Genomic DNA, 20,308 nt, shown 5'->3' on the forward strand with positions numbered 1-20,308 from the left:
AATTACTTTAAAAAACACCGTTGATAAATTAAAAAGTTATTTAATAGATTAAGCTGCCCCAATAGTTAGAAGACTCAGTAGTAATAAGCTTTTGATTCCATTTCGGCTTTATTTAAGACGACGCCTAATAGGTTGTTTTTTGGCAGGTGATGTAAGGTCTCTTCAATTTCAGATTGTGTAGACATGCCATTGGCTATTACCAACAATATGCAGTCCACCTGTGGTAGCAACACCATCGCATCATCAGAGTTCAGTACAGGCGGGCAATCAAAAATAACTATTCTTGATTCATAACGATCCCTTAACTCGGCTATAAGGTTAGTCACTTTTCTTGATGAAAGCATCTCAGCTGATTTTGAAACTGGTTTCATTGTTGGAACCACAACCAAGCGATCAATACCAGGATTAATCATAATATCTTTAAGTAGCGCTTTATCTTGTAGATAATCGTTCATTGATTTTTCTGTATGTATACCCAAGTAGGTTGCTACTTTGGGTCTACGCAAATCAAAATCTACCAAAATTGCAGTTTTTTGTGGCTGATGTGCGATGCTAATTGCCAAATTAATCGAAATTAATGTTTTGCCGGATTGTGGTGTTGGAGAAACAACAGCAATCGTTCGCCAATTATTCTCTTCCATTTTTTGTAGAATTTGCGTTCTTAAAGAATCGAAGCTATAACTGTTTACATCGCTTTTAGTGTGTGCAACGATTCTGTTCTTTTCTAAATGTGTGCTATCTAACTTGATAATCGGCGTATTTAAATAGGCAATCATACCTAGTTCATTTTCGGTGTTCGGAAAGCCTTTAATAGTTTGTTGCGTGACAACTTCCGATTGAGCAACTCGAGCATTTACTCTATTCCCGACATTTTCTACTTTTGCTTTAGCAAGTGCGTCTTTAATTTTTTCCATAACAATCTCTATGCGAATCTAGCCATTAACTTAACTATTAACAAATCAAGCGGCATAAAAACAAAATGAATAATTAATAGTGAGACTATGATAGTAGCCAATATTGATACCAATATATATTTATTAAAGTTTTTTCTACGCTTTAATTCGTTATTTGTTGAAATGTAAGGAATAATCACTAAAGGTCTCATGTTGATCAGTGAGGTTAAAGCTTCCACTCCACGTACTCTTCTATCTAATGACTCAAGCAACAGCGCTAAAGCGAGCGCGCCTACCAATCCGCCACCAAAGCCTAATGCAATTATTTTTTTTCTATTTGGCTTAATCGGTTTGTCAGGAAAAATAGGCGGCTCCAACATTGAAAAGCGCTCAGCCTTATTTTCTTGCTCTAAATTTTCTGCAATTTTTGCATTAATTTGTTTAGATTTGACCTCTTCGTACTTAGTTTTAGCATTCTCATAATCTCTCATTAAAGTAAATAAACCCCTCTCTACTTGAGGGCTTAATGTTACTTGAGCTTGCAGCTGATCCACTTTGCTTTCAAGGGATTTTCTTTGTTGCGCCAAGGAATTTAGTCTAACCTTTGCCGCTTCGATTTGCGCTTGAACCTTAGCCGTAACTAAATCAGATGCAATATCGCTTTTAACAGGTTTTGCATCGACTTTTGTTTCTGTGGAGTTTTCTAAAGCTTCAATTTTTCTTTTAAGCGCACGAATGGTTGGATGTGTTTCTTTATACAAACCTAATGAACGTTCAAGTTCAGCTTTTGATTTTTCTAACTCTGATGTAGGACTAATCACTTCACCATTTGCATTGGTCTTTATATTCGCCTTGGCTGAAGCCAGCTCAACATCCAAATACCTTAATTCTTCCTGCGTTGATTTGTAGTCACGATCAACCTCTTTTATATCTGACTCTGCTCGCTGCAACAAAGTCATGTGCATTTCCATGTGCTCTGGCAATGAGTTTGAATGCTCTTGCTTATAAGTAGCAACTCTATTTTCTACACCTTCCAATTCTTTTCTTAAACTCTCTACCTCTTGTGTCAGAAATTCTGTTGTTTCAGTTGCGCGCGCAGTCCGTGCTTTTACATTCTCATCTAAAAATAACGTGACTATTTCATTAGCGACTTTATGTGCAACTTCAGGCCTTTCATATTCAAAGCCCACTTTAAATGCAATCGTCGCCCGGCCACCACCACTGCGCTCAACATCCGCATTGACCAAAACAACTGAAATGCTTTCACGCATACCATCAATTAATGTTGAGGTAGTTTCTGAGTCAATCTTTTTAGGATATAAATTATATTTTTGGATAATGCGATACAAATTATCTCTGGTCATCACCCTTTGCTTAATAACCTCAATACGTTCACCTGCATAGCTTGTAACAGTTGCTTTAACTACGTCATCAGGGATTTGTTGCGATTCAATTAAAATAGTGCCGGTTGACTGATAAGTTGGCGGAAAAAACACCGCTACAGAAACTGCCGCCATTAAAATCAAGATGAAAACCACTAGCATTTGTAGCCATCTACGTTTCAAAATAGATAGATAATCGCCAAGGGTTAGTTCGTATTCATTCGCCATATCGTATTGGGTTTCTTAAAACTCTGGTGTACTGTAAGTAAATGTGAGTCCGACCACATTTCCGTTAACATCTTGATTGAAATTTTTCTGATTTCTACTTTCGACTGAAAATCGCATTTGCCACATTTCAGTCAACTCTTTAGTGTACCAAGCTGAAATTTGTGTCGATTTAGAATCAAAATCTGATTTATTTTTGTTGATGTTATAGCCAGCACCCAGACTGCTTTTTTCCGTAAGTAAGTAGTCATATGCCAAATTAAATTGATCTGACTCAACAAAACCTCCCACTCCACTAGGGGATACTGAGCGAGATAGTACGCCTTTTAAATTTGCTCTCTCTGCTTTGTAAAGTAATGCAAAATTACCGATACTGCCGGATCCCGACGCGGCCCCTAATACTGTATTTGCGTTCTGACTTGCAGAGTCCACCTTATTAACACCAATGCTAGGAACAAACGTCCATTTTGGACTTAAATAAATTGTTGCGCCAATAGATATGTTTTTAGATTTACTACTACCGCCATTACCAACATTATTATTAATAAAAAAACCATTACCATTATTAATAAGTAATCCGTTCCCCGTTATTACACCGTCAGATTTGAAATCTGTATACCCGACTTGGACAAAAGGACTTACTCTTTCATTAAACTCATAAGTGAACGAAGAATTGATGCTCTTTGAAACTGAGTCGGAAAACTGTGAAGAGTCGTAAGTAGTTTTTTTGTATTCTGTACCTAATGAATAATTCAATCGTTCTGTAATTGCACGCGTCCAACTAGCGTTAACTGATCTTGTCACTGCACTACCATCAATATCTACAAAACCATTTTGATTAAACTCACTAAAGCGAGAACTTCTTTTGTCATAACGTGCAGCAATTAAAAACCGTCCTTTTTCATACTCGCGCTGCCAACCAACATCAAGACTCGGATCTTCTCGATCTTGTACAATTCTTTTGTCTGAATTACGCTGTATAGCCAAAGCACCATTGGCATACCATCTATTCTGATCTTCCACCGCAGCAACTGTGTATCTAGGCGTGATTGTATAACGCCAAATAGACTGTTTATCTTCCCTCAAAAGAGGATTGGTGTCATATTGGGTGTCAAAAGAGGAAGACGCCTGTTGCAAAACGATAACCGCTCCAGCAGATGAAGAAAACATCACCATGCTCGCAAGTAAAAATTTAATATTTAATTTACTAATCAATTTTATACATTCTTAGAGCTATTCGTATATTTTGCATAAAGCTATGCATGTAGCGGCTGACAATAGTTTTGAGAGTTCGAGTTTAAGGGACTAATATTGTATCGCCTGTTTTTAACAGAATGTTTGAATCCAAATTTTTTCCATTAATCAAATCATCATAATCGACAGAAATAGTGTTTTGAACTCCCTTAGTAGTACGCAATACTTTTAAATCATCAGAATCGGCAAATTTATCTAAGCCACCAGCCTGACTGAGTGCTTGCATAACTGTCATGGGACTAATTAATAAGATCGGGCCTGGCTTAAGCACTTTACCAATCACATAAACTCGGTTGCCTTCGATACTTGATATCACAACAGTCACCTGTGGATCAGGTAAATAAGTTTTCAGCTTCTCAGTAATGCGCTTTTCAACTTCTGTTGTTGTTGCATTTGAAACATCTACACGACCAGCTAATGGAAATGTGATACTACCGTCTGGCAATACTTTAACTTCTTTTTTTAGCGTCTCTTCGCCCCAAACCGATACATCCAATACATCACCTTCGCGCAACGTATAAGACTCTGGAAGCTCAACACTGAATGCAATATTCGCGTATAAAAGTCCAGCTAATAAAACTGAAAAATAATGCTTGATGTTCATGTGTTACTCCCCGTAAAACAGATGATATTAGATGAAACAATAATATATAAAAAGGGCTTGTCGCCCTTTCTATTGTAAAAAGTACGTAATTAAAGTGATTTATATCATATTTTTGCTAAATGTATCATTTAATACAAAAAATATCGTTAAATTTAATCAAATTCAATACTTAATCTTATATTTTTAAACTAATTACTCAATAGCCCAACTGGGTAACAGCAAAATAATCAACGACAAATTATTAATAAGCACCTTTGCCCGTAAAAGCAGTTACTGTACGCATCAAAATAGACAAATCTAACCAGATCGACCAGTTATTAATATACTCAATATCTGATTCGATACGTTTGGTCATTTGGTCTATTTCTTTTGTTTCTCCCCTATAACCTCTTACCTGAGCTAAACCTGTGATACCAGGCTTAATGTTGTGTCGTGCGTAATAATCACTGATGCGTCGAGAGTAAACTTCATCATGCTGTACAGCATGCGGCCTTGGTCCAACCAATGACATATCGCCTTTAAGCACATTAAATACTTGCGGCAACTCATCTAAGCTAGTTTTACGTATAAAAGCCCCTACCTTAGTAATACGTGAGTCATTTTTTTTAGCTTGCTCAAGTGGCTGATTATTCGCCACTTGTTGGTTTACGCGCATGCTACGAAATTTCCAAATACTAAACGTTTTGCCATTCCAACCAGTTCTATCTTGCCTAAAGAAGACAGGTCCAGGACTATCGAGTTTAACTACAATTGCCACAACGATTAGCACTGGCGTGATTAGTAATAAAATTAAGAATGAAAGTACTTTGTCTTCAATCGCTTTACCCAGCTTACTCACACCAGTTAATGGTGTTTCAGAAAGGGTTAATACAGGTATACCTGCAATTTCTTTCACACTGTGATTAATAAGTCTAAGTGAAAAAATATCCGGAATCCAATGAATAGTTACATGCTTATCAAGTAAAACAAAATACAGCTCTTCTAAAACTCTAGATGACTCTAATGGCGTCACTATATAGATAGTATTAATGTCATGTTCATCAATCAAATCAGGCAGTTCAGCCACTTTACCTAGATGAATAGTACGGCTTGTTGGATAATCATTAAGTTCTGATTTTTGCGCTTTACGCTTACGCTTTATTTCTTCTTCGATCGAGACATTTCCAATCACACGCTCATTTAACCAAGGATTTGAAGTTATTTTATGCTCTAAATAGTTTGCTAATTGACCTTGTCCGACAATAATGACGTTATCTGTCACATGAGAATGTTTATTGATACGGCGGTTAACGATTCTAATGAAAAAATGAATGATACTCTGCGCAATAAAGCCTACTAAAAATAACTCCGTAATGAAAACACGGGAATAAACATGACTTTGTTTGGTTAAAAAACCTAATACAAATAGTGCTAAGAAACTAATAGACCAGGCATTGAATAAACTAAATAATTTGGCTACAAAACTCGAACTGGTGCGATAAATTGCAAACCGATCGTACATTACAGAAACCAAGCCGAGCAAGACTAGTAATAAAATGATGTAATCCTGCGTAAGATATCCAACATTGAGTTGAATAAAAAACCATGCCACACCTAATATGGCAACACCATCTAATAATGGCTGCAATATATTAATGAGGCTTCGTCTGCGCTGCAGCACAGATCTGGATTTAGATCGAATAACCATAATACTAAATGAGAACCTAAGCTAACTTATGCGGCGTGTATTTAGCAACAGCCTGCGCCCTGCAAGATACATCTAATTTTTGAAAAATACGCTTCAAGTGATTTTTAACAGTATTGGGACTAATCGTCAAAATCATGCCGATTTCAAAATTAGTTTTACCTGTTTTAACCCAATGTAAAATTTCATGCTCACGCTCACTCAAACCACCCAAATTCAACTCTTCAATCAACTCTTCTTCTGTCACTGGTGTTTCCATATATTCAACACGTCGTAAGGCAGAATCGACATGTGGCATCAATAGACCCAAAACTGAATGTTGCACTTGAAATTCACGCGACTTGTCGAAAAACACATAGATGCAATCATTTTTTCCGCGTGTATCGCGCACACCATAAACTAACAAAGAGTTCATTCCAACCAACTTACGCGTAAAAGGCGTTGGCGACTGCGCATTGATACCGGCAGCATCAAAAAAGTTGATCCGAAACCATCTTTCGCCATTATCTAACCAGCGTTGATGCAAATTTGACATCAAATAAGCAAATACACCCGGCGCATCAATTAGTTTTTGTGTACGAATATCATCGATATTCGATGACACATCAAAGTTAAGATCACCTGTCGCAAAATCACCCCAAGCAGCCACTAAAATATCATGCGGTAATACCTCATTCACACTGCCTTGTAACCAATTAAAAAAATCAACGTGCTTTTGAACAGAAAATGATTTTTGAATCACTCTAAAAACCTGTTCCCAATTTTGGTTTGTTGTATTATTTTCCATCACTGCATGCCTCTCACGATTCATATCGATTAGATGAGGATACAATTGCATTTTTAATACCAACTTTCTAATTTGTTTTATTATTGATTAAAATCAATTGGTTATGATATTTATCATGGTAAAAAATATCAGTATTATGATAATGCATCATCAGTGATGTCATCTGTTCGACACTATGCAGTTTTAATACTGTACAACAAATTATTAACGTCTCTTAATAATTAATAATTTTTAACAATAATCGTTTTATTATAAAGCGTAAATAGCAGGCAAATTTCGCCACCATCCATATACATCCATACCACATCCAAACACATAGCGATTTGGTACGATTAGCCCTACATAATCCGCGCTAATTGGCTTAGTCGTTTCAAGTTTTTTTTCGACTAAAACAGCTACTTTAATTTCGGCTGCGCCTAATAATTTGCATTCATCCACTATGTTTTTTAAAGTGATACCTTCGTCCAAAATATCATCTAATATTAATACTTTTCTAGCGTTAATATTTTTTTTAGGCTTTACCAGCCATTCCACTGCGCTGCCCTCAATACCGTGATAGCGAGTGGCGTGCAAATAATCAAATTCCAGCAAAAATTGTAATTGTGGTAACAATTGCCCAGTAAAAAAAACGCCGCCGCCCATTACACACAGCACCACCGGCGACTCATTCGCATAATAGGTATTAAGCTGCTTGGCTACTGACGAAATAGCTTGGCTGACAGTGTGCTCATCATAAATTAGCTCAGCATTTTGAATATAGCGTTGCGGATCATCAGTGCTCATCAGCTTAGCAATGTCTTTACTTAATAGTCTTTAAGTACTCAGCGAAATCTTTTGCAATTTCTGGGTGTTGAAGTGCTAACTCCACATTCGCCTTCATAAAGCCGAGTTTACTACCACAATCAAATCGCTTGCCTGCGAATCGATAAGCAAAAATAGGTTCTAATTGCATAAGGTCTGAAATACCATCCGTCAGCTGAATTTCTCCGCCTTTACCAGGCTTAACCTTCTCTAAACAATCAAATATTTTAGGCGTTAAAATATAGCGCCCTACTACTGCCAAATTTGAAGGTGCGTCTGCTGGCTTGGGTTTTTCAACAATGCTTTTTAATTGTAGTAAATTTTCAGCCACATTAAATGCATCCACAATACCGTAACTGGCTGTTTCTGATGGCAACACATCCTCAACACCCAATACTGACGCCTTCTTGCTCGCATAAACTGCCGCCATTTGTGCAGTAGCACCAATTGGCGCATCAATCAAATCATCTGCCAAAATTACACTGAAAGGATTATCTCCCACCACTGGTTTAGCGCAAAGCACAGCGTGGCCAAGCCCAAGCGCTTTAGGCTGACGAATAAAAATACAAGAGACATGTGACGGTAAAATAGCTTTTAACACTTCTAACATCGCTTTTTTACCACTAGCCTCCAGCGATGCTTCTAATTCACTGGCATTATCAAAATGATCCTCAATGGATCGTTTATTTCGCCCGGTAATAAAAATAAGCTCTGTGGCGCCTGCGGCTATTGCTTCTTCAGCGGCGTATTGAATCAGTGGCTTATCAACTATTGGTAACATTTCTTTTGGACTGGCTTTAGTCGCTGGTAAAAAACGTGTACCTAATCCTGCAACAGGGAAAACTGCTTTTGTAATGGTAGTCATATTAATTATCTTTCAGTGCAATGTAATTTGTTCAGTCACTATTTCAGTATGCGTAACGCTTTGTAGCTGCGGACTATATTCTTCTACCCAAAATTTTAACTCATTCTTAATCAATTCTTCATTTAACCCTTGAGAATGTTCTATCCATTTCAATAGTTTTTTAACCCAAACTTTATCAACAGGCCTGGCTAACGCTATGCGTAATTTTTCATGCGGCGTGCTAATCGTATGCTCGTCATCTGCAAGCAACTCCTCATAAAGCTTCTCACCCGGACGCAAGCCAACATACTCAATTTTAATATCCTCTACTTGCAAGCCAGAAAGCCGAATCATATCGGCGGCCAATGCAGCGATTTTAACTGGCTCGCCCATATCCAGCACAAAAATCTCGCCGCCGTTACCCATTAACCCTGCTTGCATCACCAACTGCGCAGCTTCGGGAATAGACATAAAATAACGTGTGATTTCAGGATGTGTAATGGTAATTGGCCCGCCTTTAGCAATCTGCTTTCTAAATTTGGGTATTACACTGCCGCTGCTACCTAAAACATTACCAAAGCGCACGATTACGAATCGCGTGCTATCACCAAAATCCAATTCATGTCCTTGTAAACCCTGACAGACCATTTCACCAAGCCGTTTGCTAGCGCCCATCACATTGGTTGGGTTAACCGCTTTATCGGTTGAAATTAAAACGAATTTTGCCACCTTATTATCCATACAAGCTTTGGCCAGCGTATGGGTGCCAATCACATTATTGGCTAATGCTTCCCAAACATTACCATTTTCCATCAGCGGCACATGCTTGTACGCTGCTGCATGAAACACAACAGAAGGTTGAAACTGTCTCAGTAACTCTGTTACGCGATAAGTACTTTTAACATCACCAGTTTTATACACCAAATTAATCGTTAACCCTTGTCGACTGAATTCTTGCTCAATGTTATACAGTGCATACTCAGAAATATCTAAACAAACCAATGTGTTAGGTTTATATTTAATAATTTGCCGACACAACTCTGAGCCTATCGATCCGCCTGCGCCAGTCACCATCACTGTGTGATTTTCAATCAAATGCTGCAAACCAGTATTGTCTAATTTAACCGCATCTCGTCCCAGTAAATCTTCTACATCCACTTTTCTAATTTGCGAAATATTCACTTTTCCACTCATTAAATCGTCAAAAGCAGGTACTGTTAATACCGCTATCCCTGCTTCATTCGCTAATTGAACCGCATGTTTTCTGGCGCTATGTGATGCAGACGGCATAACAACAATAGCGTGCTTTGCCCCTAAAGAATCGGCATAATGTGCTAATCGATTCAGTCCGCCCAGCACTTTTACACCTTGCAATTGGCGGCCATGCATCGCGCTATTATCATCCAACAATCCAACTACGCGCCATTCTGTACTTCTGGCTAAATCTTTTACCAACGCAATTGCCGCTTCGCCTGCACCTAGCAGCAATACTGGCTCACCTCGCATATGCGTGTGCCCATACAACGCATAATCTTTCCAAGCTCTGTATACAAAGCGACTACCGCCAACCATTAAAATCAATAGAATTGGGTCAAGAATCAGAACGGATCTCGGTACGAAATTACTCGGTTTAAACATAAACAGCAATGTCACCACCAGCAATGCAGCAGCTAAAACCGCTTTTAGAACACGTTGTAAATCCGGCAAACTGGCAAAGCGCCATACGCCTTTGTAAAGGCCAAACTGTACAAAGAAAACCACTTGTAGCGGCACGGCCCACAACATCACCTGCGTAAGCGAAAGTATAAACTCTGGTGGAATATTGAAGTTAAACCGAAGCAGATAAGCCAGTATCCACGCAAAGCTGACCGCAAGTAAATCGTGGATAAATGCTGACGCTATTCGCCAATTAAATAATCTTTTAACCATGTTTTAATTTATTCGTATTTTAGTTTGGTAAAAATAGCTTAGTAATAAGTACATTTTACCTAATTATTCACTTTTTTAGGCTTAAGCGCTTTTTTGAGTTTGCACCCAACATTTATCAATCCATCGCATGATGATTAAATAAGCAATTACCCAAAAAAACAGTGCTAATAAGATGTAAATAATAGACTGCTTCAGCAATAGAATAGCCGTAACGGCAATACTTAACATTAAAAAATACTCAACTATTGCCGTTTTCTTGTGCCCCAAACCCATTTGCACCAAGCGCTGATAATAATGGCTACGATGCGCCTGCCAAATCTTCTCACCAGCCATCTGCCGTTTAATCAGCGTTACCGTCGCATCCATTATAAATGGAGAAAATACCAATATTGGAAACCATACAGGCCACAAAGCATTAAAATAACCATACACGCCAATGGATCCAGCAAGGAATCCTAACGGTATGGAGCCAGAGTCGCCCATAAATATCTTTGCAGGATGAAAATTAAAAAGCAGAAACGCAAAACAGGCGGCAACAATGACACCGTTCATTAAAGCCAGATGCATATCGCCCATCAAATATGCAGCAATCGCATAAGTGGCAAAGCCAAATAAACCCATTCCACCAGCTAAGCCATCAGAGCCATCCATAAAATTAAATAAATTGGTCATCCATGTGATGAGCAATGTCAGCAATATGATTAACCACAATGCCTGATGTGGCAAAATCACCAACAAAAACACAGCACTTGCTGTGAGCTGAATCAGTAATCGCCATTTAACCGATAGTTGATAAATATCATCCGTTAATGAAGTTAACATCAAAATGAAAGGAAATAATACCCAATACCAATTAGTCGCGCTTACTGACCAGGCACTCGCTAACCACGAAATCAATATACCGGCCATAATCGCCAGCCCACCAATACGTGGCGTTAACTTGGTATGTAACGAACGTTGATTGGGTTCATCTAATGCAATATTGGCGATGCGTGTTTTTAATATTAAAATCACCGCAAAAAAAGTGATTAAAAATGATAGAAACAAATATTGCATATTAAGAACGTTCATTTTTTAGTGATTGACGATACCAATTAGCCGTCACTTTCAAACCTTCTGCCATTGTAAAAGGTGGCTTCCAGCCAAGCTCTTGACGAATTTTTGAACTATCAATGGCCAAAGACTGCGTTAGTCTATCAACGCTGGCAGCTTTACCAACCAACTTTGCAAAAAAACGCATGATGGATATTGGGAAACGGAAAAGATAACTTGGTTTATTTAATGCAACAGCTATTTTCTTGATTAATTGCGGCATTGAGACATCCTCCCCATCACTCACCAAATATGTCTGCCCTGCGGCTTTTGAATGAGTAGCGCAAGTAATAATCGCATCTACAAAATTACTCACATAAATAAAGCTGCGTTTATTATTAATATTCGCCAATGGTAAAGGTAGCTTTCTATTGAGCAACTTCAACAACGCTGCGAAATTCGCTTTAACCCCTGTCCCATAAATTAATGGTGGCCGCAAAATTACTACTTGCATCCCCGTTTTTTTTTCTATTTGTCTCAATGCTTTTTCAGCTTCATATTTTGAAACGGCATATGGATCTTGCGGGTTTGGCAAATCATTTTCAGTAAATGGCTGCATTTCAGTAAGCTCGCCATTCACCTTAATAGAGCTTACAAATACAAATCTTTTAACACCAGCCTTTACAGCCGCTTTAGCCAAATTAACAGTGCCATGCAAATTAACGGCTAAGAAAGCTTCTAAAGGATTGATTGCGTTATCCTGCATCACATGCACGCGAGCAGCTAAATGGATTACAACATCACAACCTGACAATGCACTCTGCCAAGCATCTTTTGCAGCAAAATCAGGAATAAAAAAGCTGTTCATATTTGAATCAGTTTGTTGACGTGTTACTTGCAACACTTGAATATTCTGATCTTTTAAAGTTGGAATGAGTGATTGTCCAATAAATCCCGATGCACCAGTTACTAAAATTTTCATCATTAACAAATCAAAATACAAAACTTGCAATTAAAACAAACAAAACAAACCGATCTAAAGCAAATCTTCTTGCTTGCGGCACATATAGGAGTAGTTTAATTTGGGAAATAAAGCTTTTTTGATTTAACAATTTATTTAGTTTTTTTAAACCTGCGTTGTCTGAAATTAATGCCACCACTGCCGCAACTTTAATCACTTCTGCACGATACCAACCTTGCTTGAGTTTTTTCAGTCTGGCAAGTTTTGCCTTTAATCCAATATTAGCACCCACAACATTATTGGAGTGTTGTCGATATAACATTGAAGGCGTGGAATCAATTATCCACTTATGTCCATGCGCCCTACATATCGCGTAGGTGAGCCAATCGTGTAATATAACCTGCCGTGCAGGGCTTTGCGCGTCCATCAATTGTTCGCGCACTTTGTTAATTAACCAAGGTGTCATTAAAAACGTACATCCTGGTCCTGCTGACTCAAACAAAAAATCCCATTTTTTTTGAGGTTGCGATTTAATAATTTCTTTATTTTCACCATTTGACCAAAAAGCCATTACATTTGAAGAAACCCCGTCCGCTTGATTATATTTCGCCAATTGAATATGATTTATTAGCTTATCTTGTCCCCAAATATCATCTTGGTCAGCAAAAGCGATGTAATCATAGCCATCAATTTTTGCATCCAAAATCAATCTATAAAAATTTTTCCCTGCTGACCCCAATATTGTAACTGATGGTAATACTTCAAATCTTTCGTCACTTAATTTACTCAAAACATTGGGGGTGTCATCGCTAGATTGGTCATCAGAAATAACGATGTGAACAGCAACTTTTTGTTGATTTAAAATACTATCAAGCTGTGCTGGCAAATAATTGGCACCATTAAAAGTTGCCAAAAGTACCAATACTTTAGGGTGCGGGTATTGATCCATCAAATTAAAATAACTTTGATTTTGCGTTAAGTGTTACCTCACGAAAAGCTACCCAAAGCCTACCGAATTCGCCATTACTAACGCGCCCTAGTGCTAATAATGCATATCCCCAAAAACATGCAATCCACTTGGGAAACTTTAATATAGGCATACAACATATCCAAAATAATATTTCATGCTTATATAACTGGTGCAAAGCAATAAAAGAAGCCTCAGTACCGACTTTTTTTTGCGTTTTTCTTAAATTAATAAGATGGATTGGTAAAAAATACCATAATAATTTTCTGTTAATACGATTAATAGTTGCTTTATCAAGCCCTTTAAGCATAAGGTATTGCAATGCATTATTGAATTCAATGGTAAAAATATTGATTACGTTGTAATCTCTACTCTCAATGCGTTTAGCAGCTACCAAGTATTCATTCACGTACAAAGTATTAGAGTTTCTACTAATCGCTTCATAAAATAAGTAGGTCTGTACTAATGCAGTTCCTACAAATTGATTAGCATCAATACCCATCATGCTATTTCGATTGATAACTAATGATGATATAAATGCGGCATTAGTAGCACATTTTTCTACAAAAGCATTATTACTTTCAAATGCTAATGGCTTTACAACTGATTGCTTAGGTTTTTCTTTTTTAAAATTATTATTGTACCCATAAGCACTAATAAAAACAGCACCGTAATTACCTGCTGAAAGTAAATCCGTTAATTTGCGTAACGCACCTTCCAAAACAACATCATCATCACCTAAAATAAGCACATAACGCCCTTTTGCAAAGTTAAAGCATTGAGCAATGTTTCTATCAGATCCTATGTTTTCGGCATTGCGCACATAGTTCAGAGATAAGCCGCTATCAAGATATGTCTGCACTACCTCGGCGGTATTATCAGGTGATGCATTATCATAAACAGTGACATCAACATTATTGCCGACTGCTATAACTTGAGGCAGTAATTCATCTAGACATAACTTAAGCCAATTGGCGCGGTTATAAGTAGGTATAGCAATGGAAAGAATGATTTCATTCATCATTTAGACTTCAATTAATTATGCCAAAGCTTACGCGAACGGTTCCATAGCCATAATGCGCTTGGCAATCCATACACCAAATTAATCAGCATTAAAGATATCACCATTCCCGTACTTGCATATAAGCGGCCAAAAAACCACATTGATAAAGCAGTTAACACTGCACCAATTAATGACAAAACCATAAATGGCTCACGTTTATGCATGCGAAGATAATGAGCTAAAGCACCAATAGCGTGTGATAAAAAAAATGCAACGAATAAATAAATCATATCGACTAGTGGTAATAAGCGATGGATTAGCGGGTGGGCTGAAAATACATATAACAAAACACTCAATACAATCACTCCTATTAAGCTTACCATAGTTGACTGCCAAAACACTCTGGCATACAGTGCATCTAAAGCAGGCCAATTTTTGTTTGATACTAACTTCACCATTGCTGGAGAATTTGCTTGCAGCCAGATGAGTGGAATGATGGTTATAACGTTTGCTACGACCAAACTCATGCCCATTTGCCCAGCAATTGCAGGGCCATGAAAGTAAAATAAAATAGGTGTAAAAAGCTGAAATATAAAGTAGCCTGATACCCAGCTAACGGCTATACGCCATTGCATTGGCCAAACTTCTTTTCCCCAAGAAAAAGCAGACTTATTATGACTGCTCTTCTTAAACACAGCTTCGACCAATAAAATACGATAGTTGCGTACCATCCAAGTTAAACTAAATAGCACGTTAACTAGGAATGTAACTGCCGCTGCATACAGACCTAATCCACCATATATTGCAGCCCACGTCAGTAAACTTGCAAAAAAACCTTGAACAAGTCGTAGTCGATTAATTTGTGCAACTTGTCCACTGCCTTCAATCGCAGCCAAAATGGGAATAATTGGCAAATACATTGCGGCCGCAAACACCAAGAGTATCCAAGGTAAATGCCAAGAAACTTGTAAACTAACAACCTCGTGTTTACCAAAAAAATATAACCCAAATGGCAATACAAACAACAATATTAATATGGCTACGGCAAGATACCATCTGACAGCATGTTTTATAATCGCATGCATGCGGTCTTTTGCGTGTTTAGCGCCCAAAATATCACCGGACTTTCCCCAGGAAAGTAGTGTAAATTCATGGCTAGCAAATTGATTAATAACGAATGCCAAGCCCAATTCAAATAAAACTTGCAAAGCAAGCACACTGCTAAACGTATAAAAAAAACCCTGCTCTGCCACATTAAAATAACTAGCAACTAATAGCAAAGTAACTGGGCCAGCAACAATTTGCCAACTTCTCGCTAATAAAGAAAATCCTACCGCTTGGTTAATGCCTACCAAACGAGTAATCTGATTCATTATTTTATACATCGATACTACAATTGCTCAATAAACTAAATTCTGGATTTATCAACACGCAAACCTTTATCAGTACGTCCGGAAACACGAAAAGCGAATTTCCTCGCCCATTTCGCAATGAACGTTGGCATCATTAAATAGCAACTCGTGATAATTAATAATCGACAACGCCACCCTTTTCCATAAGCCAACATATTAAGTAAATATGGCATTTGATTCACTTCTAAGGCCTTAAAATTAAGAACCACTATTAAAAGCCATAAAAATTCATTTCTTATTTTTGATCCATCACGCGTTATATAAACAAATATGTCATTTATAAAGCATTCTCGCAGATCTTTATCTTTAATAAATCGGCTTGTCCTAAACCATCCGTTATACCATTCCAAATCACCCGCAAAATATCCTGGTACCGTACTAGGTGTATGCAACACGATGTCTTTGCTTAATGAGTAAACCTGAAGTGGCTGGCTGGTCAGCACCCGTAAAATTGAAATCAGCTGAGGATAAGAATCTCCAATTGCCATGTAGGCATAAGGCAAGCTTTTTGTAATGATTGACCGCCGAACAATCGTTGCAGAAATCATACTCACACTTGCAAAAAAAAGCTGATCATTTTTTACTAACTGAATTGCTTCTGTATACTTACCGCGGCTTTTTGGCGACACAAGCCAACCCAATCTAATAATATCAGCTTGCGCTTTTTGTAAAACAGCTTTTAATTCATTTATATTTTCTAAAAACCATTCATCATCGTCACCAATTATCCATGAGTATTCTGAAGATGTTAATTCAACAGCCCTCATAATATTGGCGTTACCGCCAATATTATAATGATTTCGATGGTAGGTTAAATTGGGCCAACTATCCTTGACCATCGAAACAACTTCTCTAGTATTGTCTGTGGAGGCATTATCAAGAATGTGTAACTTAATATCTGTAAGCCCTGCTTTAATAAAAGCATTAAGGGTGTCTTCCAAGTTTTCTGAGCGGTTGTATGTGACTAATACAGGCTCAAGCTTTTTATTATCCCAAAAAATTTCTGACTGCATCATCTACCTTGTTACGTACATAAAAACAAAATTACCATAAAAAATTGATACACTGATAATTTAAAAATACTAATTTTGTTTACGACAATACACAGAAATCAATCTGCCAGTCTCACAAAGCTCATATTTCGTTTCCACAAGTGCATAAACCTCTTTCAAGCCTTGCATGACTTTGATACGCGCCTTTGCCTCTCCCAAAAGTGCTGGCAATTGAATTGTAGCTGGATCTAGCTCTACTGGCAGCTCACCATTTAAATTTTTATCTATATCAGTGTCTACATATACAAAATCAGGATTATTTTTAAATATGTGATTCGATGCAACCATAGCCTCTTTAGGGGAAACTATGTTTGTGAGCAACTCATTGTATGGCATAGCACTATACTTATTAGCTAAAATTGGTAGGATATGATCGTATTTAGAAATAATGAAAATAGCGTTTTGATTGGTACTATATTTTTTTATAAGCTTCACACTTTCTTCAAAAAGCATTGGGTCCATTGTCGATTTAAGTTTCGCAGTATCAAAACTCCATTCATACACCTTATGATGATTAAATGCTTTGTAAGATACATAATTTTTCCAGTAGAAATTAATTGAACCCAACGCATAGATTAAAATAATAGGTGAAATTAAGAGGACACTATACTTCCTACCGTTAGTTTCCTTAGCAGAGTCACACAGACCATGAAAAAGTATTGTTAGCCAAAAAATAAATACGGGTGCAACGCCCAATATGTGATGTATTTGTGGATACCATATATAGTAGGTTAGACTTTGTACAAAATAAAAAGCCATTGCTACTGAAAGTACAGTCAGTGAATTATTTTGCTTGATGACTACATTAGCGTAAAGCAACATACTAACTAGTACTAAAAGTATGAAAATGCTTTTAGTATTTGCCTGCGGCGATCCCACACCTAAAAGCATGTAAATTGCCGTAGGATTAGCGCCAGGAAATGGGTAGAGGTAGAAAAACAGTCCGATAATTGCCAACCCTACACCGAATACCAATAATAATGTTTGCACTTTTTGATCTTTTATACCTTTAAATATTATAGCTCCCGCTAAAGACAAAGTAATAAACAGCCCAAAATCTTTACTCCACAATATAGAAAATAGCGAAAGCATTAATGCGCATATAAAATAGAGCCAGCTATTTTTCTTCAAGTATTGGTAGAAAAAATAAAAAATGATTGCATCAAAAAAATGACGGATTGGATTAAAACCTGATGCTAGATGTATGAGATCCCGACCCAAAAAAACAAGCGCGGTAACAGTTAACAAGGTTGCAAAAAACAAGGTGTTAAATCGTTTAAATATTGCAAATATACTTAATAAAAAAACTGCAAAATAAACTAGATAGTTGGCAAAAAACAATCTGAAATAGCTGTGATAATTTGATGATTCAAATTCTTTAAGCAATTTTGCTTGGAGTGTAGTACTTAACCAACCGTAAACCATTGTTTGGCTATAGGGAGTAGCACCTAGATTAAGCGCATTCATCACACCGAAATTATATCCATGGTGATATAAAAAAGAACCCGCTTTAGATTGGTTAACTAACTCAACTGCATTTATTCGTAAGAAATCCCGCTCTTCTGAATTATATAGACGACTTTGTATACCCTCACTTAAATTCATGCTATTGATAAATAGCTTATCAATACTTTCTTTGTCCTTTTTGGATAACTCCAATGTAGCCAATAAAGTTTTTTCATTAATAGAAAAGGATGTTTTTGTTACAAAATTATTATCTTTATCACAAAAAAATTGATGTTCATTTTCATTATTTACTGAAATTAGCGCCTTAAGAACCAATTGGCAACTCTCTATTCTCTGTACAGAGTAGACTGTGCTGGTTTCATTTAAGGCATGCGATTTACGCGGATCGCTTATTTGCAATCCTGCAATTTTATGTGCATTAATATAATCTAAGTTATCTACTACTTTGCCCGATTTTAAAATGGTTCTTTCTGAAATATTTATATAGTCATTTTTTATCACCATCGGCTTTAAAACGAGTGGTAAAAAAATAAATGTATATTGAATCAACAAAATGACAAAAAAGACTTTAAAAATCCATCGAGGTATCGCAATTTTAGGAGCTGACATGCCTAAAACATAAAAAGGAAACCAACAAAACAAAAGTAGCCATAAAACAATGAATACTGAATACCGATTCAAGTTAATGGAAAGAATAACTACATTAATAAAGACTGTTCCAATAAAGTAAAAAAGCGTTTTGCTTACTTTATGCTGTTGCAATATCGAATCAGCACTGGGCATTGATTTGCTTATAAGCAGATATGCACCATAATTAGTCAACAAAGCAATAATGGACAATACATACTGCAATAGTGAGGTTAGCTTTAGCCCTACTCCTCCCGTTGGTTTTGCCCAAGAATAAAAGCTTGCAGATTCGTAAATTGAAGGAGAAAGGATATTTGCTAAAGTTGATGCAATGAAAATTGAGACTGCTATTAGCCCTAGGCTGTTGATAGCAAAATGTGAAATCAGTAAATTTCGTGTTGAAATTCTCTCGAAAAATTTACCAAAAAAACCATTACGGATTAGGTCACTAATCATCAGAAAGCCTTTACTAAATGCTAAGCATCCATAGTTTATAAATATCTAGCAATCTATTTTAGATTAAGTCTAAAACTTCAGATTGTATTAGTTACCATTATTTAACTCATTAAACCTATAAAATTACTTACTAAACTTACTAGCATGTTATTGAAAAATGCGAATAACCTAATTTATTTTTAGTAAAATTTACTCCCCTCTGAGTTTTTTTGCCATAGTTTCAACAATAAAATATCTTGGTGGATGTATGTTAATTTTTCTTCTTAAATAATTAATCGTTGGATGTTTTACAAAGAATGAATTAACTTCTTTCGGTTGGAATAATGGAACTATCACTCTTCTTGTAAAAAATTCTAAAATTGATAATTTTAATGGGGAAAGTACTGTTTTTTCTATTTCAAATCCTGCACTACTAATAACAGTCTCAAACTCTTCTTTTGATGCGTATTCTCTGAGATGTGTTGGATCCATAGCCCATTTTCCATCAGCAGTTTTGTAATACCACCAACCATAAGACTTCCTCACTAGTGATGCAATATAAAGTGTGCCGCCTGGCCTTAGAATTCGTTTTATCTCTTTTAGTAATTTGTCTTGATCAACATGCTCAATTACTTGAGTGCATACAATAAAGTCAAAGCTATTATTATCAATTTCTGGAATGGATGTAACGTCTGAGCAAAAAACTTTAAAGTCTGTATATTGTTTTAGTCGTTCACAACGTTCAGGTGACAAATCAACGGCAACAACATTCTTAGCCTTTACTAAATAACCGCCCAATTTCAATGCAACCAAAAGAGCACCGTCACCCGCACCCAAATCTGCAAGGTCAACTTCTTTACCCTTTAAAAAATCTCTTACCATTTCAGGAATTTCCTCTGTATGAAAATGCAGAAATGTCCTTGAGTATTCATTAAAATCCATTTTTATC

Annotated in this window: 17 protein-coding genes; all 17 read right to left on the bottom strand. The window is 36.8% G+C overall.

Going from position 1 to position 20,308, the window contains the following annotated elements; genetic code table 11:
- Positions 1-74: 74 nt before the first annotated feature.
- The 17 genes from METVE_RS0111035 to METVE_RS0111120 all read right to left on the bottom strand — a co-directional run bounded on the left by METVE_RS0111035 (position 75) and on the right by METVE_RS0111120 (position 20,301).
- Positions 75-914 (bottom strand): CpsD/CapB family tyrosine-protein kinase, encoded by an 840-nt coding sequence (locus METVE_RS0111035; protein WP_020168542.1) that lies wholly within the window; start codon positions 912-914, stop codon positions 75-77.
- An 8-nt stretch (positions 915-922) separates the two neighbouring features.
- Positions 923-2,503, bottom strand: a complete 1,581-nt coding sequence (locus tag METVE_RS0111040; protein WP_020168543.1) for a GumC family protein — start codon at positions 2,501-2,503, stop codon at positions 923-925.
- Positions 2,504-2,518: 15 nt separating this feature from the next.
- The gene (locus METVE_RS0111045) at positions 2,519-3,715 is read right to left on the bottom strand and encodes a hypothetical protein (protein WP_232415325.1); all 1,197 of its coding nucleotides are present in this window, start codon (positions 3,713-3,715) and stop codon (positions 2,519-2,521) included.
- 82 nt (positions 3,716-3,797) lie between these two features.
- Positions 3,798-4,358 (bottom strand): polysaccharide biosynthesis/export family protein, encoded by a 561-nt coding sequence (locus METVE_RS0111050; RefSeq protein ID WP_020168545.1) that lies wholly within the window; start codon positions 4,356-4,358, stop codon positions 3,798-3,800.
- A 241-nt stretch (positions 4,359-4,599) separates the two neighbouring features.
- Positions 4,600-5,985: an undecaprenyl-phosphate glucose phosphotransferase gene (locus METVE_RS0111055; protein WP_232496452.1), complete on the bottom strand. Its 1,386-nt coding sequence runs from the start codon at positions 5,983-5,985 to the stop codon at positions 4,600-4,602.
- A gap of 76 nt (positions 5,986-6,061) precedes the next feature.
- Entirely contained in the window at positions 6,062-6,880 is an 819-nt protein-coding gene (epsA, locus tag METVE_RS0111060) for an XrtB/PEP-CTERM-associated transcriptional regulator EpsA (protein WP_232415326.1), read from the bottom strand.
- 198 nt (positions 6,881-7,078) lie between these two features.
- The gene (locus METVE_RS0111070; protein ID WP_020168549.1) at positions 7,079-7,612 is read right to left on the bottom strand and encodes a hypoxanthine-guanine phosphoribosyltransferase; all 534 of its coding nucleotides are present in this window, start codon (positions 7,610-7,612) and stop codon (positions 7,079-7,081) included.
- A 16-nt stretch (positions 7,613-7,628) separates the two neighbouring features.
- Positions 7,629-8,495 carry a UTP--glucose-1-phosphate uridylyltransferase GalU gene (gene galU, locus METVE_RS0111075; RefSeq protein ID WP_020168550.1) on the bottom strand — a complete coding sequence of 289 codons (867 nt, stop codon included), beginning with the start codon at positions 8,493-8,495 and terminating at the stop codon, positions 7,629-7,631.
- Between the two features lie 12 nt (positions 8,496-8,507).
- Complete coding sequence (locus METVE_RS0111080) at positions 8,508-10,403, bottom strand: polysaccharide biosynthesis protein (protein WP_020168551.1); 1,896 nt, start codon at positions 10,401-10,403, stop codon at positions 8,508-8,510.
- An 81-nt stretch (positions 10,404-10,484) separates the two neighbouring features.
- Positions 10,485-11,459 (bottom strand): MraY family glycosyltransferase, encoded by a 975-nt coding sequence (locus METVE_RS0111085; protein ID WP_020168552.1) that lies wholly within the window; start codon positions 11,457-11,459, stop codon positions 10,485-10,487.
- 1 nt (position 11,460) lies between these two features.
- Positions 11,461-12,417, bottom strand: a complete 957-nt coding sequence (locus METVE_RS0111090) for a UDP-glucose 4-epimerase family protein (protein WP_036297983.1) — start codon at positions 12,415-12,417, stop codon at positions 11,461-11,463.
- A 10-nt stretch (positions 12,418-12,427) separates the two neighbouring features.
- Positions 12,428-13,345, bottom strand: a complete 918-nt coding sequence (locus METVE_RS0111095) for a glycosyltransferase (RefSeq protein ID WP_020168554.1) — start codon at positions 13,343-13,345, stop codon at positions 12,428-12,430.
- Between the two features lie 4 nt (positions 13,346-13,349).
- Positions 13,350-14,384, bottom strand: coding sequence for a glycosyltransferase family 2 protein (locus tag METVE_RS0111100; protein WP_020168555.1), 1,035 nt, complete (start codon positions 14,382-14,384; stop codon positions 13,350-13,352).
- Between the two features lie 14 nt (positions 14,385-14,398).
- A complete protein-coding gene (locus METVE_RS0111105) occupies positions 14,399-15,739 on the bottom strand; it encodes a lipopolysaccharide biosynthesis protein (protein WP_020184126.1) in 1,341 nt (446 codons plus the stop codon).
- A gap of 35 nt (positions 15,740-15,774) precedes the next feature.
- Positions 15,775-16,791, bottom strand: a complete 1,017-nt coding sequence (locus METVE_RS0111110; protein WP_232415327.1) for a glycosyltransferase family 2 protein — start codon at positions 16,789-16,791, stop codon at positions 15,775-15,777.
- Positions 16,792-16,860: 69 nt separating this feature from the next.
- Positions 16,861-19,380, bottom strand: a complete 2,520-nt coding sequence (locus METVE_RS0111115; protein ID WP_020168558.1) for a hypothetical protein — start codon at positions 19,378-19,380, stop codon at positions 16,861-16,863.
- Positions 19,381-19,569: 189 nt separating this feature from the next.
- A complete protein-coding gene (locus METVE_RS0111120; protein ID WP_020168559.1) occupies positions 19,570-20,301 on the bottom strand; it encodes a class I SAM-dependent methyltransferase in 732 nt (243 codons plus the stop codon).
- Positions 20,302-20,308: the final 7 nt, after the last annotated feature.

Origin of the sequence: Methylotenera versatilis 79 (assembly GCF_000384375.1) — a bacterium.
GTDB lineage: Bacteria > Pseudomonadota > Gammaproteobacteria > Burkholderiales > Methylophilaceae > Methylotenera_A > Methylotenera_A versatilis_B.